Consider the following 26,392-nt stretch of genomic DNA (forward strand, 5'->3'; position numbering starts at 1 on the left):
TACTTAAAAATTAGACTTTAAAGTATCTCAGTTGATCATGGAGAATCTCTGAGGTTGCCGCTAAGTGCTGGCTTTCCTCTGCAAGCATTTGTGACGCTTCTTTCACTTCATTTGCCGCTAGGTGAATGGTCGTGACATTTTGCGTCATCTCGTTCGCCACTAAGCCTTGCTGCTCTGACGCTGCAGCAATCTGAGCCACCATGTCATTCGAACGTATCAACTCCTCAACCATGGTTTCTAATTGCGTTTGCGTAGATTCTGAAATGCCGACACTCAGCTCCACTTTTGCATTGCTTCGCTCCATCGCTTTGACGGTACGCTCTGTACGCTCAATCAGTGAGTCTATAGTCTGTTGAACCTCGTCGGTCGATTGCTGTGTGCGACTCGCAAGGTTTCGTACTTCATCGGCAACAACGGCAAATCCACGGCCCTGCTCACCAGCTCGTGCTGCTTCAATCGCTGCATTTAAAGCAAGCAAGTTTGTTTGCTCAGAAACTTCTCGAATCACACTCACAACCGCTCGGATTTCATTCACACCCGCTTGAAGCTCTGCGACCATCTGGTCCGCAGCGGCGATGTCTTGAGAGACTTCAGCAATGGTTTGAGAAGTTTGCTGCATATCTTTCCCGCTTTGCTCGGCATGATTGGTTACAAGTGCCGTGCTGTGCGCTGTATTCTCTGCATTGTTGGCGACATCTGAAATGGTGGTACTCATTTCCGTCATTGCTGTTGAAAGTTGCTCTAACTGTGCATGCTGACTGTTTACACTGGTTGCAGCCTCTTCACTTGCTTGTGCAATGCTTTGTGCCATATTGGCAGACTGCTGCGCAGATTCATGGGCCGCGAGTAAAGTCCCTTGTAGCTTTTCTAGCATACGGTCAATCTCGTTACTCATCTCACCCAGCTCATCTTTACGAGATGCATTTAGGCGCACAGTGAGATCACCATCGGCAATTTTGTGGGTGTTGCTGATCAGTCTTTGAAGAGGGTCAATGATATTACTTGAAATGATATAACCGAGAACCGCTAACGCACCAATTAATACCGTAGCGATGATTGCCTCTTTGATCGCTTCTTTGTAAAAGGCTTCTTGAATATCGGCAACAAGGATGCCTGAGCCAACGATCCATTGCCACTCAGGGTAGATTTGTACGTAGGAGATCTTATCTTTCAATTTCCCTTCTGGGCTTTTCCAGTGGTAATCCAAAAACCCTGAGCGCGTAGTTTTGGCTATCTGAGCCATTTCACGCCAGTGGAACTTGCCTGCTCCATCTTTAAAATTACTCGCATCCGCACCGTTGAGATCAGGTTTAGTCGGGTGAAGCAAGACTTTGAGTTCAGGCGTCAGTACCCAGAAGTAGTTGTTGCTGTCATAGCGCAATGTTTGGATCGCATTCAGCGCTTGTTGTTTTGCATCCTCAACCCCCAACTCATTCCGCTGCTGGTAGTAATGGTCAATCAAGCTAATGGCAACTTCAACTTGTGCACTAAGTTTGCTCTCTCGTTCGCTTAACGAGTTTTTACGTTGTTCGTTTAAGTTGTATAAGCAAGCCGCAATCAGAAGGAATGCAGAGAAAATAACAAGCGCAAGCAGCTTGTTTCTAACGGATAGGTTACTAAGTTTCATAATTAAGCCATTTTTATTGTGTTTTCCAACTGGAAAGCAAAATCTATAAAACAACCAGATACTTATCCTGATGCATATCAATTTTTTTAATATTTGTTATCGCGAAGTATCTTACCTGCTTACGCGCTCACATTATTATGCGTTGCGGTTATTATGAAAGCAGCCAATATAGCCAAACCCATCACTTATTACGTTTTTATGCACATGTTACTCATTGCTTAAATTACAACCTGTTAACGTCGATTATTGCACCATTTTGGACGCAATTAACTTAACCACCCGCGGATACAAACATTCGTTCAACACTGCGACAAACGCCGCGTAACACTTGTGCTCCGTAGCGTGAGTTATTCCCAATTATTGGACATTGCTGTTTCTTATAAAATGGAATGTGAACAAGGCTAAGTATTTTTTCCTTCAATACCGAAACAATAGAAGTCCCTGTTTCTAATAAGGAAATTAAACATGTTGTATCTTGAGTTTCTATTTTTGCTCGTGATGCTGTATATCGGCTCACGGTATGGCGGCATTGGTCTTGGTGTCGTTTCTGGTATTGGTCTGGTGATTGAGGTTTTCATCTTCAAGATGCCTCCAACGTCTCCGCCAGTGACCGTAATGCTGATCATCCTCGCGGTGGTCACTTGTGCCTCCATTCTTGAAGCCGCAGGTGGCTTAAAATACATGTTGCAGGTGGCAGAACGCGTACTACGTAAGAACCCCAAGCGCGTCACTCTTATTGCACCGTTCGTAACTTACTTTATGACCTTCCTACTTGGCACTGGTCACGCGGTTTACTCCATCATGCCAATCATTGGCGACGTTGCGCTGAAAAACGGCATTCGCCCTGAGCGCCCGATGGCTGCGGCATCGGTTGCCTCTCAAATCGCCATTACAGCATCACCGATTTCGGCGGCAGTGGTATACTACCTAGCGCAGCTTTCTGACATTCAACACGAAATTACCTTGCTATCGATTCTTCTTGTCACAGTGCCTGCGACCTTGTTCGGTACATTGCTGATGTCTCTTTACAGCTTGAAACGCGGCAAAGAGCTTGAAGACGATGAAGAGTATCAAGAGCGCCTAAAAGATCCGGTTTGGCGCGACAAGATCTTAAACACAACAGCAACCTCTTTGGATGAATTACTGCCGTCTAGTGCTCGTAACTCTGTTCTGCTGTTCATCCTATCGATTCTTGTGATTGTCGTTATCGCGATGTGGCCAGAAGTCCGTACCATCGCTGAAGGCTCCAAGCCAATCAGTATGGCAGTTGTGATTCAAATGATGATGCTCTGCTTCGGCGGTATCATTTTGCTAGCGACTAAGACCGATCCTCGCGATGTACCAAATGGCGTAGTGTTCAAGTCAGGTATGGTGGCGGCGATTGCTATCTTCGGTATTGCATGGATGTCAGATACTTACTTCCAATACGCAATGCCTCAATTTAAATCCGGCATCGTAGAGATGGTTACCAACTACCCTTGGACGTTCGCGCTTGCGCTATTCATCGTATCTGTAGTGGTGAACTCTCAAGCAGCGACAGCTCGCATGATGTTACCGGTCGGTTTAGGTCTAGGTTTAGAGCCAGCACTGCTTATCGGTTTGATGCCAGCGGTTTACGGTTACTTCTTTATTCCAAACTACCCTTCAGATATCGCGACTGTGAACTTCGATACCTCAGGTACGACTAAGATTGGCAAGTGGTACTTCAACCACTCATTCATGTCTGTGGGTTTAATCGGCGTGATTGGTGCGTGTTGTTTGGGTTACTTGCTAGGGCAAATGATCATTCCGTCATAACCTATTCATTAGACAGAATATGGGGCGAGTCATTGTACGTTTGCGTACAGCCTGAAGTGACTCGCCCTTTTCTTTTTTCTCGAAGCTATACCGTGAGGAGAGATTAAAGAAGAAAGTCCTCATCGACAGCAACAAAATGGTCCGCGCAATCAATCAAGGTTTGGGAAGTTAGCCTTGGTACCCCATACACAGTGACTTTCTTGTTGAAGCGTTGCTGAATGCGTTCCACCAACAGACTGAAATCACCGTCGCCTGATACCAGTATTACTTCATCCACTTCAGGGGCAATTTCAATCGCATCTAGCGTGATACCCACATCCCAGTCACCTTTCGCACTGCCGTCACGGCGTTGAATGTAAGGCTTGAGCATCACCTCAAAGCCAACACCACGCAAAATATGGTGGAACTGGCGCTGCTTAGGATCGTTACTCGCAATTGCATAAGCTCGTGCACTCACCACTTCCTTCCCTTGTGTCGCGACATACCAAAACTGGTTGTAATCAAAATTGCTGCGGTACGCTTCACGACAGGTGTAGTACACGTTTTGTACATCGACCAAGATTGCGATCTTTTGTTTGCTTTCAGAATTCATCTATTTAATACGCTTTATTTGTTTGTCGCATACCCTATGCCACTTTGCACCAAAGCACAATGAGCTAATTCCACTAAACTTACCGTATAACTTGGTATTCGCGTTACTAGGAGTGAAGCCATGAGTAAGACAATCATTGCCCTGTTGCTTTCATGCCTCATATCGAGCCCGGTATTTGGCTATCCAGCGCATGCCCAATACTGGCCGCATCGTAGCGTGTTGTATTTTGCGCCTGCTAATGACGACCACGTTAAACAGTTTTTGCTTGAGGCCCTCATGAATGAATGTGAATTGGAAGATCGCGACGTGATCACTTTAGTGATTGCTGAGGACGGTTTTACTGAACCTTCATGGCTAAAAGAGGAGTTCGACTTAAAAATGCTGGCTGCTCTCTACGAAGTCAAAGCAGGTCAACACACTGCGATTCTTTTGGGTAAAGATGGCGAAGAGAAACACCGCTGGGGAGCGAAGACCGATTGGCAATTCATCAACAACCTTATCGATGAAATGCCAATGCGGAAAAGAGAGATGCAACAGAAACGCAATCCTTGCGCGATTTAGTATTAAACGAAAAGGCCGTTGTTATCGTCCAAACCAATCCAGTTTGTTGTGCAGCTGCGTCACACTTCCTACCACAATCAGTGCAGGACTCACTGCTTGCTCTGCCATGCTAGAAAGTTCATTCAACTTACCTTGGAACACTCGTTGTTCTGGGCGCGTGCCATTCTCAATGATTGCGCATGACATTTCTGGGTCTAATCCATGTGTGATCAGCTTGTCCATAATATGACCGCTTTGCTTCAAACCCATATAAAAAACAAGCGTGTTGTTTGACTGCGCTAGCGAGTGCCATTCAATCTCACGACCATCTTTTTGTACATGACCAGTGATAAATTGAACGCTTTGCGCATGGTCGCGGTGCGTTAATGGAATACCGGCATAAGCCGTTGCACCCGCTGCCGCTGTGATACCTGGAACTACTTCATATTTGATGCCAAATTCCGCTAATTCTTCTAGCTCTTCACCACCACGGCCAAAGATAAATGAATCGCCGCCCTTCAGACGTACAACACGCTTACCTTCTTGTGCTTTCTGCACCAAGATTTGGTTGATTTGATCTTGAGGTACACAGTGAAAGTCTAATTTTTTGCCTACGTAGATCATCTCTGCTGATGCATGAGCCAATTCAAGAATGTCTTTCGACACCAAACGGTCGTACACAACAACTTCAGCCGCTTGAATGGCTTTTAAGCCTTTTACTGTGAGCAAGTCAGGATCACCAGGACCTGCACCAACAAGAGAAACAAAGCCGCTGTTTAAAGATGAGTGAGCAGTAGTCATATCAACGCCTATCGAAAAATTTAGATATAAAGAGGGACTCTTGGCAAAGAAGCGCTTTTTATAGCCAAATAGCTTATTCGTAGATGGGAACGAGATTCCCTACTCTGTCGTTCCTCCATATAGGGAATGACAGGCTTATCGCTTTGCTTGTCATCGCATTAGATGAGCAGTCTTTGTTGAATTGCTCCTTTTAAGTCATTCCTGAGAGTGACGAAGGAGCGCAGTCGGGAATCTCTCAGCTCAAGTCTAAAGAGACTCCCGACTCGTTCATTACCTAATATTGGCAATAAACCTCGATTACTTAGCCATTACAGGCTCTGCTTTTACTTCTTCTTCAGCATTGATAGAAGGCGCAGTTTTTGCGTGAGTTAGGTACAGTGGAATACAAGTCATTACTAGACCACCAACAATGTTACCTAGGATTGTTGGGATAAGGTTGAAGTTCAACCAAGTCGCGATACCAAAATCCGCACCTAGAATCATACCTAGTGGGAATAGGAACATGTTTACTACCGTGTGCTCAAATACTAGTGCGAAGAAGATGAAAATTGGGAACCACATCATTGCTACGCGACCAGACACTGAACGTGCAGTCATGTTGCCGATAACGCCTAGACACACCATTAGGTTACAGAAGATGCCGCGTACGAAACACGTGATCCATCCGTCCATACCCATGTTTTCAAAACCAAGGCTACGTGCGGTAGAAACAGCGATGAATTTCTTCGCTACTGCGTTCAGTTCTAGAGAGAAGTTACCTGTTAGAGAGATAGCCACTAGGTAAGCAACAATTAGAGAACCGATAAGGTTACCCAAGCCCACAAGACCCCAACAACGGAAGATACGACCCCAAGTGATACCAGGACGGTTTGCAAACTTTGCCAGAGGCGCTAGACCAAAAACACCGGTTACTAGGTCGTAACCCATCACACTTAGAATCACGAAACCAACTGGGAAGACAAGCGCACCTACGATGCCAATACCAGTTTGAACCATAGTGGTAATCGCAACAACAACCGCTAACGATAGGATGATACCCGCCATAGTACCGCGAAGTAGCAAATCGCGAGTGCTAGTGTTGGTTTTCGCTTCACCCACGTTGATCATGGTTTGAACGAATTCTGCAGGCTTATAATCAGTAGACATGAATGTGTCCTTATTCAAAAGTGAAAGTTAAAAATTAAAGATTGAATAGAGAAAGGCTTGCCGCTGTGTAACACCTAGCTTCCCTGTCCCCGCAGATGAACTACGGAAAGCCTTTACCTATTAAATCTAGATTTGGGTTCATTCCCTCCCCCTTAGAGGAGGGAATGGAAACCAAGCTTATGCAGAAATTTCTACTTCGCCGTTGGTTACGCGCGTTTTGTATGCTTTCACGCTAAAACGCTCGTCTTCCATGCACGCACCTGTTGTCAGGTTAAAGCGTTGCTTCTTAAGTGGACTTGCCACCCAAAGCTCGCCTTGGTGCTCACAGATCAAACCGCGAGAAAGCACGTTTGATTGGAAGAACGGGTCTGTGTTGCTGATCGCCAGCACTTCTTCTGCTTGTGTTGGGCGGAATACCGCAACTTGCTGACCATCAACCAGTGCACAAACACCTGTGCCCGGTACGATGTCGCTGATTTGGCAAATCTTTTCAAATGACATAATCAACCTTCCCTTATGCTTCAGTGATCGCTACGTGTAGGATGTCGCCTTTCGCTTCAGGGTGTTTTTCCGTGAAGGTTGCTGGGCGGTGCTGTTCACGCTCTTGTACAAACACAACATTGTCATCGCGCTTGTCAGAGTTGATGAAGTGCGCGAAACGAGTCAGTTGTGATTCGTCGTTGATGGTCGCAGTCCACTCACACTCGTACTCGTCTACAAGCTTCGCTACGTCAGCTTCTAGTTGAGCGTTGATGCCAAGCTTGTCGTTAACAATCACTTCGCGTAGGTAGTCAACGCCACCTTCCATGTTTTCCATCCAAACTGATGTGCGTTGTAGTGGCGCAGCAGTACGGATGTAGAACATCATAAAGCGGTCGATGTACTTGATTAGCGTTTCTTTATCTAGATCGCTTGCAAGTAGGTCTGCGTGACGAGGCTTCATACCGCCGTTACCACATACGTACATGTTCCAACCCGCGTCAGTCGCGATGATGCCAAGGTCTTTACCTTGTGCTTCCGCACACTCACGAGTACAGCCAGAAACACCGAACTTCATCTTATGAGGTGTACGAATGCCTTTGTAACGGTTCTCGATGTAAGAACCTAGACCAACAGAATCTTGAACACCGTAACGACACCAAGTTGAGCCCACACATGTCTTCGCCATACGAAGTGCTTTTGCGTATGCTTGACCTGTTTCGAAACCAGCGTCGATAAGCTTGCGCCAGATCTCTGGAAGATCGTCTTTTTGAGCACCAAACAGACCAATACGTTGAGCACCAGTGACTTTGGTATATAGGTTGTATTCTGCAGCAACGTTCGCTAGCGCGCCTAGTGCTTGAGGTGTTACTTCACCACCCGCCATACGTGGGATCACAGAGTAAGTACCGTCTTTTTGGATGTTACCTAGGAAGTTGTCGTTCGTGTCGTGCAGCTTAACCAGTTGTGGCTTAAGAATGTGCTCGCCCCAGCAAGAAGCCAAGATTGAACCAGCCAGTGGTTTACAAACTTCACAGCCGTAACCTTTACCGTATTTCTCTAGAAGCTCATCAAACGTTTTGATCTCTTCAATGCGGATTAAGTGGAACAACTCTTGGCGTGAGTATGCAAAGTGCTCACACACGTCGTTCTTCACTTCGATGCCAGATTTAGCAAGCTCAGCATTTAGAACAGACGTCACTAGAGGAATACAACCACCACAGCCTGTACCTGCGCCGGTCACTGCTTTGATGTCGCCCAATGTGTGGTGACCATCAGCAACCGCTTGTGCGATCTTGCCTTTTGTCACGTCGAAACATGAACAGATCACTGCGCTTTCTGGTAGAGCGTCTGCACCTAGTGCTGGTTTCTCAGCGCCTGCGTGGGCAGGAAGGATCAACGCATCTGGGTGTTCTGGTAGGTCAATTTCGTTCAACATAAGTTGAAGCAGGTCGCCGTAGTCAGACGTATCGCCAACCATAACCGCGCCAAGCAGTTTCTTGTTGTCTTCAGAAACGATAAGACGTTTGTAAACTTCTTGCTCTTCGTTTTGGTAAACGTAACTCTTACAGCCTTCAGTACGACCGTTCGCGTCACCAATTGAACCTACTTTCACGCCCAACAGTTTTAGCTTCGCAGACATGTCAGCGCCTTCGAATTTACTTTCTGTGTTACCTAGTAGGTGATCAACAGCAACTGTCGCCATCTTGTAGCCTGGAGCAACAAGGCCGTAGAACATTTCGTTCCAAGACGCACACTCACCGATAGCGTAGATGTTCTCATCAGAAGTCTGACAATGGTCGTTGATAGCAACACCGCCACCAGGTGCCACTTCTAGCTCCATTTGGCGTGCCAGTTTGTCTTGTGGACGAATACCTGCAGAGAATACGATGAAGTCTGTTTCTAACTCTGAACCGTCAGCAAAACGCATAACGTTGCGTGCGTTTGTGCCTTCTGCCGCAATCTCAAGCGTGTTTTTGCTGGTGTGAACGTTCACGCCCATACGCTCGATTTTTTGACGAAGTTGGTTACCACCAGCAAGGTCAAGTTGCTCAGCCATTAGCTTTGGTGCGAACTCAACAACGTGCGTTTCTACACCCAGTGCTTTCAATGCGCCTGCTGCTTCAAGACCGAGCAGACCACCACCGACAACAACGCCTGATTTGCTCTTCTTCGCACACGCTTCGATCGCTTTAAGATCTTCGATAGTACGGTAAACAAAACAGTCTTTGCTTTCGTGACCTTTGATAGGTGGAACAAATGGGAATGAGCCAGTAGCAAGAATCAGCTTGTCGTATTGAACTTCGCGACCAGTGCTTGAGTAAACAATGCGGTTTTCACGGTTGATGTTAATCGCGCGTTCACCGATCAGCATGTTAATACCGTGTTTCTCGTAGAAGCCTTCTTTCACTAAAGAAAGTTCATCTGCAGTATGGTGAGAAAAGTAAGAGGAAAGGTGCACACGGTCGTATGCGACACGAGGTTCTTCACAGAAAACCGTAATGTCCATATTAGACATATCAGCTTTCTCGACTAAGTCTTCAATGTAACGGTGGCCTACCATGCCGTTACCGATGACTACTAGCTTCAACTTGCTCATTGTACTTCCTAAGGGTTAGGTTCTTATCACTGAGCTCATTGTTAAATGTGAAAGAAAATTAATACATGATGTAAATCAATTACAGAATCAAACTACCCTAAAGGGGTAGGAGCAGTTTTTAACCAGCATTTAAACCTTTGCTTTCGTAATTCAAACAAAATTTCTGTAATCCAACTAATATCAACCCAATATAAATGTCATATTTCTTCATAACAAAGAAAAAGCAAACGACTAAACGCTTGCTTTTTAATCAAATTCAAGTGGGTTTCATAGGTTTGTGTTAAATAATTCCGCGGGATGTCCCTACTCTACGACCTTCTTCCATTTCCCATTGAATGCCATATTTGTCTATCCAGTAGAAAAACGAGATCGGGAATCCGTCCAATTTTTCTGGGTGATAGTTATCTGAGTCATCAATCATGGTTACGCCCTCTTGCTCTTTCAAGTATCGGAACACCTCACTACAGTTTGAGACTTCGAGGGCAATATGACGTGGACCACCTATATCGTAGGTTTTTGGTTGAGGTGGTATTTCGGTTGTCCCAACTGGCGTGTGATATTTCATCAATTCAAGATAGACTGATGCGTAAGGATGCTTTACAAATAACACATCAACAACGACCTCTTGCCCACCTAACCCTGCATCTTGATTAAATTCCGCCATACTCACGCCACGGTAATCCATTTTTTGCCCCTGAGCATCAAGTGCGCGTTCAAATCCAAGCACGCGCTGGTAGTAATCCGCTGCCAAATCAACATCATCAACAATGACATTGATGTGAGATAAGCCAAGCACGAAAGCACCAATGTCGCGTTCTGCAAGACGCTTGAGCATTTCCGGCTCCGCATCCGGTGACACTTCGACCACATATTCGAGCTCTCGCCCCTGCTCTATCGACTCGTTACAGATCAGATACGCTTTCTCTTTGTGTTTCTCTGTATCACTCGCAGCGAGCTCTACCTTTGATTTCCAATGGCGGGAAATAAACCATTCAGGATTCACAACGTAAGCGGCAGCCACCATATCAAAAGGAATAAAGCCATCTTTCGCACCAAAGATCACCTCCCACTCAGCGCACCATGCAATGGAATGGGATTCTAAGAAATGGCTAAGACTGCTCCCGTGGCTCATTTTATGAAGCTCTTTAAAGTTAATCCAAACTTGCGCGCAAGCTTCAAATGGGACAAGTGTTACTGGGATATCGCTATCGAGCAGTACTTGAAAAGCCGCTTGATCGACTTCAAAGTTTAAATCTCGAAATGGTCTCGGTTGGCGTTTGCTGGCAACAAAGTGCTGCTCTGCACTGCGTCTACCCGCGACACACACTACTTTTTCAATATTCTTAGCTTGTTCCGGGAAGTGACGAATGAGCAAAGCAATGTTGGTCAGTGCGCCAATTGCAAGAATGGTTAATGGCTCTTGTTCTAGTTGAGTGGCGAGATCGTTGACGGCCGGGGGAATATCTTTCGTAGAGTCTAAGTAAGTGGCACTCCCTTGCGACACTTCAAGGTAAGTCGGTCCAAACTTCTTAATGAAAGTTCTCGCAATACTTGTGGTCACTTCAATGTCATCACAATTGCCGAGTGTCGAGCTTACTCCCACGATATCGACTTCTTGGCTTCTTAGTAGTAAACCTAACGCGTATCCATCATCGACATCACAAAGTTTAAAGCCATCGTGATGTCCGATCGTGATATCTGTGTCGACCCAGACTCGTGTTTGCGGGTGACAGTTATGCTTATCCTCTCCGATGTTATGCATCGAGACTCCTTTCTCTTCTTTGGTCTTAAATGGCCGAACGGCCGAATTAAATGGAATGAAACTAAAATCTACAGGCTGATAGGCTCTGCCATAATGACAACGTTTCGGCCTTTATCTTTTGCTGTGTACAAGTTCTTATCTGCAACTTCAAAGGCTTGCTCTAACGCTTTTTCACAGGCTTCTAAATCAAGGTGTGGCGTTACTTTTGTAAGTGGAACCGCACCCACTGAAATCGTCACAACTTCAGATGGCAGGTTTTTGATATGTGGGATGGCAAGTGTTTCGACTGCTCGTCTTAAGTGCTCAACTTTGGAGTTCAACACGTCTAAAGTGTTACCGTAGACAAGCAAAGCAAACTCCTCTCCGCCTAAGCGAAATGAAGGTTGATCTTTACCTAGCTGAGAACGAAAGACTTCAGCGACATCACACAAGGCGTTGTCCCCTTCAGTGTGTCCATAGGTATCGTTAAACTTTTTGAAGTTATCGATATCGCACAACACAAAGCAGGCATAATTCATGTGGCTTAGGGTTTCATTCACGAATACCGGGGCACTGCGCTTGTATAAATAACGTGAGCCAATCCCTGTTAAGGTATCCGTATCCGTTTGTTGGCGAAGTACCCTCAATTGGTTTTTGATTTTGGTGATCAAACTTGAATAGGAACGTGCGAGTTCACCAATTTCATCTGAACGTGTGATTTCTGGGATATGTGATTGGTCAATCTTTTCGATGTCTTTCTTCATTGATTGAGAAAGACGCTTAAGCGGACTCACAATCCATATTGTGACCATATAAATCAACACCATAGAAATCAGTGTCGCCGTTAACGCCTCACTAAGCAGCTCTTTTATCAAGTGGCCTTTAATGTTGTTCAATGCGCTCGCATCTAACACAGCCCAGATGTACCCACCATTGATATTTCTTAAAGGTATGCAGACATGCAATACAGAAAGAGTTGAATCGTAATAAAAATCTGATTGCTGCAAAGCACTTTTATTCCAAGGAAGTTCTGTCTCCCGGTTTAACGTTTGACTGGCCGAGAGCGACGCTAAATCCACATTGGTTTTATTTATCAGGTATTGAAGTTTATTGCGTTTGATCTCCTCCGTATCTGGCGTTACCGACAACATTTTCACCAGATTGGCCTTCTGGTTTTTTAAGACCTTAACTTCTTGATCACTGACATCAATTCGCCACACTTGGTTCGATTCAGACAGGTAACGCACTGCCACATTTTGAGTTTTGTAATCTGAAACACCCGATATCTCAATAAACAGAAGATCATCGATCGCTCTGAGGTTTTCTTTCGTCGATGGCATCATCAGGTTGGCGTAGTTGCGACCAGCTATCGAGCCAGACAAAAACGTTACTTGAGAAGACAAATGGGTTTTCGCCATGGTCGCGGCATGTTCAATACGCATGTTCCATTCACTTTGGAAACGCGTAAATGATAAACCTAAGATAATGGAAAGTACCAACACCAGATGCGAAACAAACAGCATCTGGTTAATCGTCAACCAGCCGAAAACTCGATTACTCACAATCAACTACTGTTTGTCTTTATAAACACCTAGAACGGGCTCAGCACATGTACCATTGATACAAATGTCCTGATATGTCGTGTGGCAGCTCTGACAAAATGAGGGCTCTAAAGAAGGATGAGTATGACTAATATCTTTGCCTTGACGATCATAACTACCATAGATGGCCATGCCACCGATATGCTCAGTCACCCAAACGATCCCATCAACTTCTGAAATAGCCACAGCCGTTGGACCGTCAGTATATGGACCGTGAGTTTTGTATTGTTCGATTTTCTGAGGGTTTACGCGGATCGTGAGTGGTGATCCTTGACCATTATTGATCCAGCTATACGCTCGAACGGATTCTTGAATAAACAATGAGGTGTCAGGCGGCAGAACAGTGTCTGCAGGTAGGTTTTGTGACTCTTTAACCACTGGCCAATCTTGCCACCCTTCTGGGTAACTCGCCATTGAGGCTGCGAAAGCAGTGAGTGACGCAGCACTTAACGTTAAGGCTACGAATGGCCTGCTTAAATGAGATAACACGTGTACTTCTCCCTAAAACAAAATGGGCTCATCCTGAGCCAAAAACTAACAATGTCATATATTAACAATAAGTTATATATGATGTTATCAATTAGCCTTTGGTAATGCACTCAGTTTATAATTAACAACGTTCTGTTAATACAGTTGAATCGGTGTTTTGGGAACTAAAGAGAGTGGCGAAAAGTGTAAAATGAGGGTTCTGTCGAAATTACTTACAAAAATAACGATCAAGTGTAACGATTTTGTGGGTTCTAAGAAGTTAGTTTTGTTGGGAATTTCCAATGGTCAGAGGTCTGAACTAAAGCTTTGGATTCAATTTACGGGGGAAAAGAAAGATAATGGAGGCGCCTCCCGGAATCGAACCGAGGTCCACGGATTTGCAATCCGCTGCATAGCCACTCTGCCAAGGCGCCATAGCGTTTCAATAAAGAAACTCTGAAATGTATCGTCTGGGTTGCCCCTTTCGATGGCCGCTACTTTACGGAATTATCAGTGAGTGTCAAAGGAAAACACCTAAGCCTGAGTCGTTCGATATAAAAAGCAGCAACTTGTCGGTTTATCATTCAACACTTAGAGCGATGGTACCCTTTAAGTGTCGATGTTGAATGGAGGCGCCTCCCGGAGTCGAACCGAGGTCCACGGATTTGCAATCCGCTGCATAGCCACTCTGCCAAGGCGCCTTACCGATTTTTTGTTCTCGATGAAGTAACTTGCTCTTACTTCTATAAGTAGATGGTGCCCCGACCGGAATTGATGGTCCGACACTCGGACGGTCAACTCGACGACGGGATATTAAATCCACGCACTCAATTAGCGGATGGTGCCCCGGGCCGGACTTGAACCGGCACAACGCGAACGTCGAGGGATTTTAAATCCCTTGTGTCTACCAATTCCACCACCAGGGCAACGCAATCAATGCGATGGTAACACCACCTGCTCTAACGACCTTCGCCGTGAGAACGAGGCGTACTTTAACGGATTAAGATTCTAGGTCAACAATAAATTTTATCTTTTTTATTCATACGGTTAAAAAGCACACTCTCAAGATCATTCCTCGAACAATTCGTACAACGCATGAGCAATTACTTCTAAATACACACAGAAGTTGGAAGACAATTCCGCTAATTTTGTCGATTTTCAGTGACTGACGCATCCTTCATTTAACGGTTTAACCGCCATGCTATTTATGCTTTCTCTTCAAAGTGTCTACCCAGTTACAACCTGTACACTTGGTGAACACTTATACTCCTTCCTTACAAACGCATGTTATTCAGTAGTTTAGAAAGATCCCAATGACACCTTTACCTCTTTAACTGTTCACTCTCTATTCCCCAAAAGATAAATATCATTAATATTCAATAAGTTAAATATGGAACACTCTATGCTATATGTCCCGTGCAGTATCGAACTTATTTTAGGAAAAATAATGATGCGATCGTATGGGCATATCATCAGCGCGTCCGTACTCGCTGGAGGTTTTATGAACGCTAAACACAACACATGGTGGCGCACGATAGAAACAAACTGCGCTTGCCTCATCAAACCCAGTTCTTTCAAAGCATTTTTCTGGTTGATTATCGCCAGCCTCATGTTTGGAGCTCAAAGCGTACAAAGTGCTTCAGGAGATCCCTCAGAGAAAGGAGTGCAGCCTGTTGAAATAGAGGGGAATCCTACGTGTTCTGATCTAATCGGAATTCCTGACCTGCGAGAATTCAAAATAGAGCCTGTTGCAGATGGAGCGTACAGTGATGGTGAATTAGATATAACTATTGCAGTTCAGGAAGGGGCTAAAACATTTTCTTGGGATCAAGGAACCAGTGCAGTGATCATGCATGGTATCTTCGTTAAAGGTGGCCCAAACGGTAACTTATACGAATACTACACCAATGGATTACTGGTTAACGAAGACAGTGGCTTGCACGCACCTGTCGGTAAGAACGGTCGATTTTATGGTTTAAGTCATATCTCTTTTTGCTACACCCCTGGTAAACCAGAAATCAAAATTACTAAAACTTGTACATTCAATAACATTGTTAATGGTGATTCCCTTCAATACACCTACGAGTTAAAAGTAGAAAATGTTGGTCAGCTTCCTCTTTATGATATTAAAGCGACCGACATAACAGCGGTCGACGAAGACCTAGACGGCGGTGTTCACATGTATGAGTTAGCCACATTAGCCGTTGGTGAACATCAGTTGTTCAATGGCACATTTAGAGTAGCTCAAAACGGTATTACCAACTATGCAGAGGCGACTGCAGCACTGGTTGGTGGCGGTAGCGTCGCGGTTTCTGATGAAGCAGATTGGGAATGTCCAAGCCAAAATATCCCGGGGTCATTATCACTACAAAAAGAGTGTAATGTCGTGGTTGTAAACCGCTTTGCGTCCACTGGTATCCATGAATATGGTCTACAAGTGAACTATGGTGGTAGCGTTTGTAATACTTCAAATGTCACCATCGAAGATGTTGTCGTTATCGACAATAAAGACTCTGATCCGATACTCGTGGGTACGTTGACCCCAGGTGAATGTCAAGATTTCTACGGGGATTACGAGCCTGTACCAGGGGAAAGTGATGGCTTACCTTTACCTGGTGAACAAGTGGCAGCGTTTACAGATACTGTCGATGCAGCGGGTCAAACCGTCTTTGGCGCTACCGTCGAAGCGATGACCGCATACGCCGAATGTACTCTGTGCCCTACTTGTCCAGAGCCCGTTCAATGTCCTGAGTAACAATCAAAGTTGAATTATTAACATCAACATGATCGTTAACTCACAACAAAAATGCCCGGTAGCGAGTTTACCGGGCATTTTCATCAGATTACTTGTTATTTCCTTTGTCAGGCTTTGAACCGTTGCCGTTTCCACCGCCATCACCACCACCCGACGATTCTTGTAAGGTGATATTCACCATTGCCGTCGCAGTATTGTGACCATCACTAATGGTGTAAGTGAAGCTATCTGTGTGTTTTAAGCGATTTTCCGGACTATAACGGAACGTGCCATCCGACAATAACTCCAATCGACCTTTGCTAGGATTCGAGTAAGAAACAATGGTGACTTGCACTTGTTCATCAATATTATCGTTTGATAGTACGTCAATGGTGACGGGTTGCTTCTCAGTCAATAGCACGTTGTCATCTTCCGCAGTAAGCTCTGGGGCTGTACCGCCTTCATCAAGCACAGTGTAAAGAACCGAGGTTTCAACATTCGCTTCCGCGTCTTGACTATGGTTCACCGATACCGCAATTGAGTAATCTTTTGCAGTTGCATCGATTGATGAAGTGACAGTAAATAACACGTCACCAGATTCGCCCGGTGCCAACGTGATGTCTCCATTTGTCGCTTGCCAGCCATGAGGTACAGCTGCACTGACATTAAAAGTAGTGCTCGCACAATCAACGCCATCTTGGTTTGTGATATGTGCTTTATACTCTACTTTTGCACCAGCAAAAACCGCACTGTCTGACAATGGAATCACTTCAAGGCTTGGGGTATTAGTCGTACACGTACTGCCCCCACCGGAGTTGTCGTCGCCAAAATGAACATTGATTTCAGCCGTCCCGTTCGCAGCGCTAGTCAGGCTCAAAGTAACACCCGACTCTGGGTCTGTATAACTGCCTCCGACTGGCATTGCTGGGTCAAACCAATCGTTACGACCAAATACTGCTTTGTATTCTGAATCCGTCTTGAAATGCAGAAGATTGCTGCTTCGAGCATCTCCTTCAGTGGCACTACGGATAATGATTCCATCCGTTACGTCCCCACGATAGAAAGAGTACGAACGACCATCAAGAAAGTCATCAAAACCAACAGACTGACGGTATTCGATATAGAACCAACGCATGTTTCCAGTAGCCGAATCTATTCCGCGAGGCACTTTTAATGTTATTGGTTGTTCACCTTGGGACTCATAGTAAGCAATGGAGTAATTACCATCTTGCGTTGCTTCGATGGTTTTAGCGGCATATTCACCATCTAACCAACCCAATTGTTCACGCTGAAACGTATTAAAGTAACCAATATCAGGGCCACCCATTACGTCATAGGTATCGCCATACTCACGAACCTCGCATTGCCCGCCTAATGTTTGGTCGCCGCAGTCTAGCGCTCGAGAGTGATGTAGCCCAAAATTATGCCCAAGTTCATGGGTAATGTTTGTCGCAGAGAAGTTTCCGTTGATATGCGCTCTCGATGGAATACCTTCTAGTGTGGCTGAACCCGCGACACCACACGCTGTTTGTGTCATTAAATAAATGATGCGGTCGTAATCTGCCAAAGGAACGCCTGCTGCCACTGCTTTTTCGTCAGCAGCATTTTGAACAGCAGTAAAGTCGCAAGCTTGGTTGGAAAGCGGCAATGTAAACCAACCCGCCACCTCACCAGATAACCACGTTTGATCAAAGGATGCTTGACGATAGAAGTCGTTTATTTCGCCGAATATAAGGCTCTCCACTTGCTCAACACTTAAAGGCTGTTCATTGGGATTCTCTTGAAAATTGACCAGTAAAACTAGCGTCTTTTGTTCACCTTTCGTAGGTAAAACTTCACCTGCAATTGCAGAAAATGTAGAAATGGTGAATAGAACAGCAATAGAAATTGCAACTTTTCCTTTTGCTTTCATCCTTAAGTTAGAAATATAACTCAAGATATTAGTAGAGTTGAATAAATTCAATTTATGGACCTCAAATTTAGCCTTTAATCACTCAAAGCCAAAACATATTAACTAGTAAAAACATCGCCTTGCTTTTACTACAGAATAAAACAGACCCTCGTCTTAATTATTTCGACGATTAATATAGGATCGAATTAAAAAGAGACGAGATAATCTATTAAACTAAATCGGTTACTAAAAGAATAAGATTAATAAAGTGGTAATTTCCTATGTTGTTGCGTTCACTTACTTCAATGTCAAAGCGTCAGATTTATTTAAGTGCACGAAACTACTCACTAAATATAAGCGAGGTTCCATTAGTTAATTACAGCCTGTAAAGGCAGAAAACAAGGGGCATTCAAAGCACACGGACTCTCAGTTCAGCTCTATCAAAAGGAGCAAACTGATACACATTGAGCCTAATAGAACTCAATAGACGCGCTTTAATTCATCAAGGTAGGTTTCTAGAACGAAGAGCCTAGAAAAACTGACTTAATCCACTGCTTTATATCCATTTATTATAATGACTGTATTTCATTGTGAGTGCGATACTAACAAACAAACAGCTTAAATTTCAACCAACCAAGTTATCAAAATTAAGAGTTTTTAAATAAGGCTTTGCAAATCATACTGATGCTTATTAAATATTTTATATTTAAGAACTTCATTATGAATTAGGAATAATAAAAACAACATTATTATGTTACTGATTTAATAATGCATTAAGACAATCCCATAAAAACATAACGTTAGCCTTTCTTACTAAACGTTATGCACTTTAGTGGGAGAGTATGAAAGCAATATTCTAAACTTAACCACATCAGAATAGGAAAACGGATCATGGGAATTTTTCGGAAACCACCTTTTGCATGGGACTTACATACGGAGTCAGATTTGAGCTTCACTTTACCTCGGTTTTTCGCTCATGAGTTCTGCCATGTACGACAGCTTGAATTGGGAGTTGCAAGAGGAAGCGACCCTGAGTTCAACCATCAATATCGAGTCACTTTACGTCGTATCCACTCCCTAAGCTTGCTATTAAAAGACGTTTTGCCACCCTTTGAACATCGACTATTGAAACGCCATATCAGAACCCTAATGAAGCAAACGAACCAGCTTCGCGATCTTGACGTTTTTGTCTCTGACGCTCCCTACTATCTAAACAAACATCCAGAGCAAAAGGAGGCCTTAAAGTCTGTATTTGCTCACATATCCAACCTTCAAACCAAGGAGCAACAACGGGTGTCTGAGTGGTTAAAGTCTGATTGCTACCATAAGACCTGCATTCTCATCGAAAACAGCCTTCAACGCTCGCGCGTGTACGAACCCAAACACGAAGTTGGAAAGGCGATGGATTTGGCCAATCTTAAAATTACTCAGCACTTTCAAAAGGTAATTAAGGTAAGCCATGGTTTAACGACAGAAAGCAAAGATAGCAAAATTCACGCGTTAAGAATTGAATGCAAAAAGCTGCGCTATTTACTAGATTACTTTTCCCCTTTGTATGATAGCGCTCTGCATAAGGCGAATATCAAACAGCTCAAACACTTACAAGATTGTCTCGGTATATTCAATGACACTTCAAGCCAAATAGCGTTTTTCCGTTTTCAAAAGTCGCAATCTTATGTTGAAAAGCCTCAAAGGAAAGCTATCAAAGCCTTACTCAAGACCGTAAAAGACCACCACTACAACTCAAAGCAAACGATCTTCCTAGACTTGGCCGCATTTAGAAAAAGAATTGAAACAGCCAACGTACTCGCTCTCTACTCCTAGTAAAAGTCAATTCATTTTCCTACCTAATGACAGCCATTCATGTTCTTTTCATATTTCACGTCTAGAGTTTTACATTGACTAAAACTAAGTAGAAAAACGTGAAGCCATTAAAACGATACCAATACGAACGCTACGCTGTGCTCTGTAATCTCGCTTATCCTAGGGTCTTTAGGCAGACTCGCTATGGTTTTGATCCTAATGGACAGCGCATCATTAAAAACGAGTTTGGCAAAACCATGATCCGTGTTCTGTGGAGTAAAAAGCGCACAGAAGTCGTTGTTGTGATTAAGGGGTCGCACAGCATTAGCGATTGGCTTTTGAACTTTGCCATGTGGACTCGTAGCTGCAAGCGCCTTGGGCTCAACTATCGCATCCATGCCGGTTTCTACCATTTGTTATTCCAAGAAAGCCAACCATCGAGAAATGAAGATCGTCTCGGTTTGAGTGTGATTGAGAGATTAGAAGCCACCATTGTACCTCTGATTCTACAGGGTAAGCGCATCACCATTACTGGGCATTCATCGGGCGGCGCAATTGGCAGCGTTTTTGCCGACTATATCGAACGTAAGTACCCGAAAAGCATTAAACGAGTAGTCACATTTGGGCAGCCAGCAATTGGCGATTGGACATTTAGAAAACGGTATGGGTTAGGCCATAAAACCTATCGTATTTGTTGTGATATCGACATTGTCACCTTTATGCCTCCAGTACCTTTTCTCTACTGGCATGTGGGTAAAATGCTTTGGCTTTATAACGGAAGAATTTATGAGAATACGCCAACATTGATGCGTCTTGGACGCTCTTTGGTGAGTTGGCTGATCCGCCCTTTCTCCTACCATCTAATGAGCAAATACATTCGTAACAAAGACTTCTTTGATGAGCGGTAGTCAATTGCTTCATTTAGTTTGGAAAAAGAAGCAGATACAAAAAGAGCCAGTATTAAACTGGCTCTTTCTTGTTGGTTCAGAATTACAAAGACGCAATTTCTTTATCAAGTTGGTATCTGTTGTCAGTAACGATGCGCTCTAATACTTCAACACGTTGTTTTAGGTCTTCTACTTGCTTGTTAAGACCATCTCGCTCTTCTTGACTCATCTGGTTGCGTTCAGAAATCTCTAACGCTCTTACTTCCTTACGATGATTAAGAATCAGCTTAACGATACCGCCACCAAATATTGCACCGAATACAATCGCAACAATCAAAACGTCAGCCATAGATTCCTTTCCTTAGTCTGCCTAGTGATAATGCTTTGGTATAAAGTTACGCATATGTTTCATGAATATCAAACAAGATATTGATTAAATGCGAACAATTTTCGAAATTCGTCACATCTGCAAGTCTGAAAGTTGGATTATTTAACGCCAACCCAAACAGAAACCGAACCGCCGTTCACTGGGAACTGTGCCCATCCATTAGCATCCGTCCAAACTTCTTCAGTCCGAATACCTAGCTTGTCGACGTAACGAGTGCTCGGCGAACCTGTGTACATCCATTTTGCTCCACCAGGGCCATCGCTCATGATAACCGCCATTGAGTTAGGATGTTCCGCATCCCCCTCTCTTGTCCAGCCAATCACGTCCCAATGGTCGAGGTAAGAATGCTGTTTACCATACGCATAATCTTTACGAGCTTTCACCAATAGCTCAATGTACGGCACTTTCACCATATTGATGTCGTGCCCTTTATCACTGTATTGCGCGCCGTAGTAATCAGCATAAAAGACTGACGGATAGCCCTCTTCACGTAACAAGATAAACGCGTACGCGAGAGGCTTGAACCACCAATCGACTGGAGATTCTAGCGCTTGAAGAGGCTGCGTATCGTGGTTCTCAACCAGAGTCACAGCTTTCACTGGGTTGTCCTTCATCAAGGTACCATCCATGATACGACGCATGTCGAAGTTACCACCTGAGCGCGAAGCGTTATAGAAGTTCATGTGTAACGGTGCATCAAATAATGACATGCTGCCAGAAGTCTTGGTGATAAAGTTATGCAGATTGTTCACGTCGTAGTTCCAGTACTCACCGACAGTAAACAACTCTTTGCCCGTTTTCTGTCGCAAGTAATCGATCCACTCTTGCAGGTATTGGTATTTGATGTGTTTAACCGCGTCCATTCGGAAACCATCCACACCCGTCATGCTTAGGTACCACTCGCCCCAGTCTTTCAGCTCTTGCTTCACTTCAGGGTGGTCCATGTCTAAATCTGCGTACATGAGGTAGTCATAGTTGCCTTTTTCAGAACTGACTTCCCAATCCCATGCTTTGCCATCGCCTTTAAATTTGAAGATCGCTTTTTCTTTACCTGCGTCGTCCCAGTCAACGCCATCAAAGTGATACCACGTCCAATGGAAATCTGAGTATTTGTCGTTACGCCCCGGGAAGCTAAATTCGACCCATGCTTCAATCCATTTGTCGCCGAGCTCAATGTTCCGGTTGTTCCAATCGACTCGCTTGGTGTCGACCCACGATTTACCATCCGCACCGCCACGGTGGTTAAACACCACATCACCATAAATTTGAATGTTGTTTGCGTGCGCCACTTTGATAGCATCGAGGTATTGGTCTTTAGTACCGTATTTGGTTCGCACCGATCCTTTTTGATCAAACTCCCCCAAGTCATACATATCGTAAACGCCATAACCTACGTCGTTGTTGCCACCAGCCCCTTTATAGGCAGGCGGTAGCCATAACGCGGTAAAGCCGTTGTCAGATAGTGCTGGCGCGTTGCTTTCAACTTGTGTCCAGAGTGCACCGTCATTTGGCACATACCAATGGAAATACTGCATCATGGTTCCATTTTGAGCCGCCATTACCGGCGAGCTGAGCAGCAAAGTTAAAGGTAAAAGTGTGGGTTTAAGGTTAAATGTTTTCATTATTTTTCTCTCACGTTTTAGAACGAAGTTCGAGCTTAGAGAGCCAACATGACAGGAAGAAAAGATCCAACTAACCGTCTGTTGTACAACAAAAAGTTCGGACTACAATCGTAGAGAAATTATCACCAATCACCCTCTGCAATTATTGAGATGTATAACATTTATAAAACCAATAACTAATTGAATGCAATTATTGAATCCCGATCAAATAATCAGGGAGGAGATAATAAGTAAACAGCAGAAAGAAGGATTAACGCGCGTCGATTCCATTGCGCTAAAACGAAGAAAGCCCGTCATAATGACGAGCTTTCGAAAAGAATGGAGGCGCCTCCCGGAGTCGAACCGAGGTCCACGGATTTGCAATCCGCTGCATAGCCACTCTGCCAAGGCGCCTCAACTGGAGCGACACACGAGGTTCGAACTCGTGACCTCAACCTTGGCAAGGTTGCGCTCTACCAACTGAGCTAGTGTCGCATAATTTGAGATGGAGTCCCGAGCCGGAATTGATGGTCCGACACTCGGCCGTTCAACTCGACGGCGGGATATTAAATTCACCCACTCAATTTTTGGATGGTGCCCCGGGCCGGACTTGAACCGGCACAACGCGAACGTCGAGGGATTTTAAATCCCTTGTGTCTACCAATTCCACCACCAGGGCAACGCAATCAATGCGATGGTAACACCATCAGCTCTAACGACCTTCGCCGTGAGAACGAGGCGTACTTTAACGGATTGAGATTTCAGGTCAACAAAAATTATTATAATTATCAACCGAATGAACATTAATCATTCTTTTTGAGCAAATCATAATCGGCATGCGCAAATACTGTGCTTCTCTGAACGCCCTTTCTCTGCAACAGCAATAGTGATCGATCTGTTAACTTGTGTCCACCAAAAACACAATTATCCTAAAAGACCTACCTGACTGATAAATAACGCCTTTTAACAATTTCCACTTAGTGATACTCAACACAAGTGAACAACCTGTACACGCCTTAACAGTTATTCTGAGCACTTAATAAATATTATTAAGTCAATTCAATAACATAGAGATTGGTTCATTTCTTGCTCTTCAGAGGGCAACCAACACATTGTCTCATCGGCGAATCCAACAAGATTCACCCAAGAGGCTGTTTGGTCAAGGAATGAGGGCTCGTTTTTTAACTCGCTGATAAGTGTCATTTTTTAAAGGGGACACGAAAATTTGCTCAGCGTTCATATAGCCCTCTTGTTCAAACTTTCGAAGAAAAAGAAGGTCAATGATGGAACGATTAATACATAGCAGGCTCAACAAGGTAATGAGTGTCATCCTTGTTGGCTCGGCAGCATTGTATGGCGTAGCGAATCATTCACCAGCTCAAGCAGAGGCATACAACCTCTCGCCAACGGAAAAACTCTGTATGGCGGATGCGTATTTGTTAGAGCCGGGGAACTCGTTACCTCAAGATGCTTTGAACTGTACAGCAAATGACGTTGAAATCACCCGAGTGATCCCAACCGATCCAAACGCAGAATGTAACCTTGGGGAAACCTTTTCATTCCAAGCTGATGTAACTGTACGGACTAATGCAAATGAACGATACGACACCACATTTTATCTTCCTTTAACTGAGGCCAGCCCTCAGGTCGTTCAAGGTAATTTTAGAAACTGTAGTATGATCCTACCCGTCCCTGGAGGCAGTGGAGAAACCGCTGATGCACAAATCGATGGAGACGCTTGTGGGGATATTACAAAAGCGCTTGGGCCAGACCAGTACACGCTTTTAAACGAAACAATCACCATGCTTTGTACCGATGACGATGGCGATAACCGAGCCGACTTCACCTATTGTGCGGCGTGGGACAACATAGAGCGTGATAACTGTACAACGGAAGAAGACCCATATGCTGGTCAGATCCCTAATACCAAGTCGAAGTGTAACTGTGACACCTTTAATATTGACGTGTTCATCAAACCGTCACCACCAGATATCATCAAGTCTGAAGGTACACCAAGTTCACACCCAGAGCCAAGTGGTGAATTTACCTTCGATGTGAGCTTTACTAACCCTAATGCACAAACATCTCTATTCATTAGTGCAATCAGCGATGAAATCGATATTAATGGTGATGGCACTTATGATGTGAGCTTTGACCTTTGGGGCGGCACTACTGGTCCCGGAGCGTCTGATGGTGTTTATCTAACATCAACTAACTGTCCAGTCGGTTCGCCTCTGTATGAAGTGGCTCCGAGTGCAACCTACAGCTGTCAATTCAGCGTGTATGTGGTTGATACCGACCTCCCAGATATACCAACACCAGAGCTTTATAAAGATGTGGTTAAGGTAACGCTACAAGATAAGAACGGTGATCCTGTTGTTAATGGTGAGACCTGCCCTGCTGGTGTAGGCCAAGTAGCACTAGGCGAACATTGTAGCGTAGAGAGACAGGTACAAATCACTAACATTCCACCTGCGATTACGGTAGTTAAATCAGCGGATAAAGACGAAGTACTTGAGCCAGGAGAAGATGTCACGTTTACGTTCGAAGTGACTAATGACTCTGGTACATTTGATTCTCCTATTGAACTCGTGAGCTTAGTTGACACCATCTACGGTGATCTAAGTGCGATTGGGGCTGATAGTGACTGTCTTGATAATCCTGTAACGATAGCATTTGGGGCAACATACAGCTGTACCCTAAGTGTCTATGTTGAAGGTAATGCTGGTGATAGTTTCACAAATACAGTGACAGCAACAGCGAAAGACAATGAGAATGACACCGCGACAGACATGGATTCTCATACTATTTTGGTATTGGACGTACCTTCTATGATCACTCTAGAAAAAACAGCCAATCCAACTTCAGTGTTTGAGACTGGTGATAATCCGAACCTCTACCGTGATGTCGACTACACATTCTTATTCACTGTAAAAGATGAAATTGATGGTGTTTCTACATCCGACACAGTGGTCTTCTCCAGCCTGACTGACGTTCCATTTGGTGTTCTCACCGATGACTGTATGGTTAATACGAAAAATGGTGGTGGCATCACTCCTACCCCATTGCTTGGATTCTCACTGGAACCAGGCGAATCTGCGAGCTGTACGATCACACTACAAGTTCAAGGTAATGCTGGTGACAGCCACGTTAACGTAGCGACCATTAGCGGTACCGATGAAGATGGCCTAAACGTAATGGCAATGGATGATGCAACTGTCACCTTCGATCCGTTAGAGCCTGATACTGACCTAGCATTTGCGGTCAGCGGTCTAATCGTCATTGAACTAACCAATGCATCAGAAGTGGATAATGTGACGTTAAGTGCGTTGACTCTACTTGGTGTGACTGTCGCAGATGGTGAAACAGGCCCTAACTTTAGAATCTTGAATACGCAAGGTGGTACATACAACGATGTTTACTACCCAGCGTGTAATATCGGTCAAGTTATTGAGTACAGTGGTTCAGGTAATAACATTTACAACTGTGCATTCACAGTTGAGCTAATACCTGGCCTTGAAGGCAGCACGCCTATTGAGTTCCTAGCTCAGGGCGCACTTGAAGGTGTCGTTGCAACAGTAACGGATGACGAGGGTGATTCATTAGTCAACTTTGTGTCCATTCAAGTAAACACTGTAGAAGGCGATTAATACCAAATAGAAACTCTCCAAACTAAAGGGGCAATGCCATTGCCCC

At 44.4% G+C, this 26,392-nt stretch carries 18 protein-coding genes and 6 tRNA genes; 6 read left to right on the forward strand and 18 right to left on the reverse strand.

Annotated features, from left to right (window positions below):
- Positions 1 to 10 precede the first annotated feature (10 nt).
- The gene (locus KHO06_RS22030) at positions 11 to 1,627 is read right to left on the reverse strand and encodes a methyl-accepting chemotaxis protein (RefSeq protein WP_212582514.1); all 1,617 of its coding nucleotides are present in this window, start codon (positions 1,625 to 1,627) and stop codon (positions 11 to 13) included.
- A gap of 465 nt (positions 1,628 to 2,092) precedes the next feature.
- On the opposite strand from KHO06_RS22030, the gene KHO06_RS22035 reads away from it, so the two are divergent.
- Entirely contained in the window at positions 2,093 to 3,424 is a 1,332-nt protein-coding gene (locus tag KHO06_RS22035; RefSeq protein WP_212582515.1) for an anaerobic C4-dicarboxylate transporter, read from the forward strand.
- Between the two features lie 103 nt (positions 3,425 to 3,527).
- Here KHO06_RS22035 and KHO06_RS22040 read toward each other — a convergent pair whose 3' ends face one another.
- Positions 3,528 to 4,016 (reverse strand): NYN domain-containing protein, encoded by a 489-nt coding sequence (locus tag KHO06_RS22040; RefSeq protein WP_045456944.1) that lies wholly within the window; start codon positions 4,014 to 4,016, stop codon positions 3,528 to 3,530.
- A 120-nt stretch (positions 4,017 to 4,136) separates the two neighbouring features.
- On the opposite strand from KHO06_RS22040, the gene KHO06_RS22045 reads away from it, so the two are divergent.
- The gene (locus tag KHO06_RS22045; RefSeq protein ID WP_005427007.1) at positions 4,137 to 4,577 is read left to right on the forward strand and encodes a DUF4174 domain-containing protein; all 441 of its coding nucleotides are present in this window, start codon (positions 4,137 to 4,139) and stop codon (positions 4,575 to 4,577) included.
- Between the two features lie 21 nt (positions 4,578 to 4,598).
- On the opposite strand, the gene cobA is transcribed toward KHO06_RS22045, so the two are convergent.
- The 10 genes from cobA to KHO06_RS22095 all read right to left on the reverse strand — a co-directional run bounded on the left by cobA (position 4,599) and on the right by KHO06_RS22095 (position 14,318).
- The gene (gene cobA / locus KHO06_RS22050) at positions 4,599 to 5,357 is read right to left on the reverse strand and encodes a uroporphyrinogen-III C-methyltransferase (RefSeq protein ID WP_038891277.1); all 759 of its coding nucleotides are present in this window, start codon (positions 5,355 to 5,357) and stop codon (positions 4,599 to 4,601) included.
- 297 nt (positions 5,358 to 5,654) lie between these two features.
- Complete coding sequence (locus KHO06_RS22055) at positions 5,655 to 6,503, reverse strand: formate/nitrite transporter family protein (RefSeq protein ID WP_045376802.1); 849 nt, start codon at positions 6,501 to 6,503, stop codon at positions 5,655 to 5,657.
- 177 nt (positions 6,504 to 6,680) lie between these two features.
- Positions 6,681 to 7,004 (reverse strand): nitrite reductase small subunit NirD, encoded by a 324-nt coding sequence (nirD, locus tag KHO06_RS22060; RefSeq protein ID WP_005387969.1) that lies wholly within the window; start codon positions 7,002 to 7,004, stop codon positions 6,681 to 6,683.
- A 13-nt stretch (positions 7,005 to 7,017) separates the two neighbouring features.
- The gene (nirB, locus tag KHO06_RS22065) at positions 7,018 to 9,582 is read right to left on the reverse strand and encodes a nitrite reductase large subunit NirB (protein ID WP_212582516.1); all 2,565 of its coding nucleotides are present in this window, start codon (positions 9,580 to 9,582) and stop codon (positions 7,018 to 7,020) included.
- A gap of 280 nt (positions 9,583 to 9,862) precedes the next feature.
- Entirely contained in the window at positions 9,863 to 11,344 is a 1,482-nt protein-coding gene (locus KHO06_RS22070; protein ID WP_212582517.1) for a nucleoside hydrolase, read from the reverse strand.
- A 68-nt stretch (positions 11,345 to 11,412) separates the two neighbouring features.
- Complete coding sequence (locus tag KHO06_RS22075) at positions 11,413 to 12,765, reverse strand: diguanylate cyclase (protein ID WP_212583421.1); 1,353 nt, start codon at positions 12,763 to 12,765, stop codon at positions 11,413 to 11,415.
- A gap of 126 nt (positions 12,766 to 12,891) precedes the next feature.
- The gene (locus tag KHO06_RS22080; RefSeq protein WP_217706805.1) at positions 12,892 to 13,338 is read right to left on the reverse strand and encodes a hypothetical protein; all 447 of its coding nucleotides are present in this window, start codon (positions 13,336 to 13,338) and stop codon (positions 12,892 to 12,894) included.
- 414 nt (positions 13,339 to 13,752) lie between these two features.
- Positions 13,753 to 13,826, reverse strand: a tRNA-Cys gene (locus KHO06_RS22085).
- Between the two features lie 193 nt (positions 13,827 to 14,019).
- Positions 14,020 to 14,093 (reverse strand) — tRNA-Cys (locus tag KHO06_RS22090).
- A 138-nt stretch (positions 14,094 to 14,231) separates the two neighbouring features.
- Positions 14,232 to 14,318, reverse strand: a tRNA-Leu gene (locus KHO06_RS22095).
- Between the two features lie 575 nt (positions 14,319 to 14,893).
- On the opposite strand from KHO06_RS22095, the gene KHO06_RS22100 reads away from it, so the two are divergent.
- Positions 14,894 to 16,147, forward strand: coding sequence for a hypothetical protein (locus tag KHO06_RS22100; protein ID WP_244858409.1), 1,254 nt, complete (start codon positions 14,894 to 14,896; stop codon positions 16,145 to 16,147).
- A gap of 88 nt (positions 16,148 to 16,235) precedes the next feature.
- On the opposite strand, the gene KHO06_RS22105 is transcribed toward KHO06_RS22100, so the two are convergent.
- A complete protein-coding gene (locus KHO06_RS22105; protein ID WP_212582518.1) occupies positions 16,236 to 18,038 on the reverse strand; it encodes an Ig-like domain-containing protein in 1,803 nt (600 codons plus the stop codon).
- Between the two features lie 924 nt (positions 18,039 to 18,962).
- Here KHO06_RS22105 and KHO06_RS22110 point away from each other — a divergent pair.
- On the forward strand, positions 18,963 to 19,841 hold the full coding sequence (locus tag KHO06_RS22110) for a CHAD domain-containing protein (RefSeq protein WP_244858410.1): 879 nt from the start codon (positions 18,963 to 18,965) through the stop codon (positions 19,839 to 19,841).
- 98 nt (positions 19,842 to 19,939) lie between these two features.
- Positions 19,940 to 20,728, forward strand: a complete 789-nt coding sequence (locus KHO06_RS22115) for a lipase (RefSeq protein WP_038891268.1) — start codon at positions 19,940 to 19,942, stop codon at positions 20,726 to 20,728.
- Positions 20,729 to 20,810: 82 nt separating this feature from the next.
- On the opposite strand, the gene KHO06_RS22120 is transcribed toward KHO06_RS22115, so the two are convergent.
- The 5 genes from KHO06_RS22120 to KHO06_RS22140 form a co-directional block, all read right to left on the reverse strand.
- A complete protein-coding gene (locus KHO06_RS22120) occupies positions 20,811 to 21,056 on the reverse strand; it encodes a hypothetical protein (protein ID WP_005427091.1) in 246 nt (81 codons plus the stop codon).
- 137 nt (positions 21,057 to 21,193) lie between these two features.
- On the reverse strand, positions 21,194 to 22,717 hold the full coding sequence (amyS, locus tag KHO06_RS22125) for an alpha-amylase (protein ID WP_212582519.1): 1,524 nt from the start codon (positions 22,715 to 22,717) through the stop codon (positions 21,194 to 21,196).
- Between the two features lie 319 nt (positions 22,718 to 23,036).
- A tRNA-Cys gene (locus tag KHO06_RS22130) sits at positions 23,037 to 23,110 on the reverse strand.
- Between the two features lie 5 nt (positions 23,111 to 23,115).
- Positions 23,116 to 23,191, reverse strand: a tRNA-Gly gene (locus tag KHO06_RS22135).
- Positions 23,192 to 23,288: 97 nt separating this feature from the next.
- Positions 23,289 to 23,375: transfer RNA gene (locus KHO06_RS22140), tRNA-Leu, on the reverse strand.
- Positions 23,376 to 23,976: 601 nt separating this feature from the next.
- On the opposite strand from KHO06_RS22140, the gene KHO06_RS22145 reads away from it, so the two are divergent.
- Positions 23,977 to 26,346, forward strand: a complete 2,370-nt coding sequence (locus KHO06_RS22145; protein ID WP_212582520.1) for a hypothetical protein — start codon at positions 23,977 to 23,979, stop codon at positions 26,344 to 26,346.
- Positions 26,347 to 26,392: the final 46 nt, after the last annotated feature.

This window comes from Vibrio sp. B1FIG11 (genome assembly GCF_905175335.1).
In the GTDB taxonomy this organism is placed as follows: Bacteria; Pseudomonadota; Gammaproteobacteria; order Enterobacterales; family Vibrionaceae; genus Vibrio; species Vibrio campbellii.

Excerpts from the sequence above, each read along its gene's own strand:
- KHO06_RS22075 (WP_212583421.1), bottom strand. The coding sequence starts at position 12,765 with ATGCGTATTGAACATGCCGCGACCATGGCGAAAACCCATTTGTCTTCT.
- KHO06_RS22120 (WP_005427091.1), bottom strand. The coding sequence starts at position 21,056 with ATGGCTGACGTTTTGATTGTTGCGATTGTATTCGGTGCAATATTTGGT.
- KHO06_RS22145 (WP_212582520.1), top strand. The coding sequence starts at position 23,977 with ATGATGGAACGATTAATACATAGCAGGCTCAACAAGGTAATGAGTGTC.
- KHO06_RS22035 (WP_212582515.1), top strand. The coding sequence starts at position 2,093 with ATGTTGTATCTTGAGTTTCTATTTTTGCTCGTGATGCTGTATATCGGC.
- nirB (WP_212582516.1), bottom strand. The coding sequence starts at position 9,582 with ATGAGCAAGTTGAAGCTAGTAGTCATCGGTAACGGCATGGTAGGCCAC.
- amyS (WP_212582519.1), bottom strand. The coding sequence starts at position 22,717 with ATGAAAACATTTAACCTTAAACCCACACTTTTACCTTTAACTTTGCTG.
- KHO06_RS22100 (WP_244858409.1), top strand. The coding sequence starts at position 14,894 with ATGAACGCTAAACACAACACATGGTGGCGCACGATAGAAACAAACTGC.
- KHO06_RS22055 (WP_045376802.1), bottom strand. The coding sequence starts at position 6,503 with ATGTCTACTGATTATAAGCCTGCAGAATTCGTTCAAACCATGATCAAC.
- KHO06_RS22045 (WP_005427007.1), top strand. The coding sequence starts at position 4,137 with ATGAGTAAGACAATCATTGCCCTGTTGCTTTCATGCCTCATATCGAGC.
- KHO06_RS22070 (WP_212582517.1), bottom strand. The coding sequence starts at position 11,344 with ATGCATAACATCGGAGAGGATAAGCATAACTGTCACCCGCAAACACGA.
- cobA (WP_038891277.1), bottom strand. The coding sequence starts at position 5,357 with ATGACTACTGCTCACTCATCTTTAAACAGCGGCTTTGTTTCTCTTGTT.
- nirD (WP_005387969.1), bottom strand. The coding sequence starts at position 7,004 with ATGTCATTTGAAAAGATTTGCCAAATCAGCGACATCGTACCGGGCACA.
- KHO06_RS22080 (WP_217706805.1), bottom strand. The coding sequence starts at position 13,338 with ATGGCGAGTTACCCAGAAGGGTGGCAAGATTGGCCAGTGGTTAAAGAG.
- KHO06_RS22030 (WP_212582514.1), bottom strand. The coding sequence starts at position 1,627 with ATGAAACTTAGTAACCTATCCGTTAGAAACAAGCTGCTTGCGCTTGTT.
- KHO06_RS22105 (WP_212582518.1), bottom strand. The coding sequence starts at position 18,038 with ATGAAAGCAAAAGGAAAAGTTGCAATTTCTATTGCTGTTCTATTCACC.
- KHO06_RS22040 (WP_045456944.1), bottom strand. The coding sequence starts at position 4,016 with ATGAATTCTGAAAGCAAACAAAAGATCGCAATCTTGGTCGATGTACAA.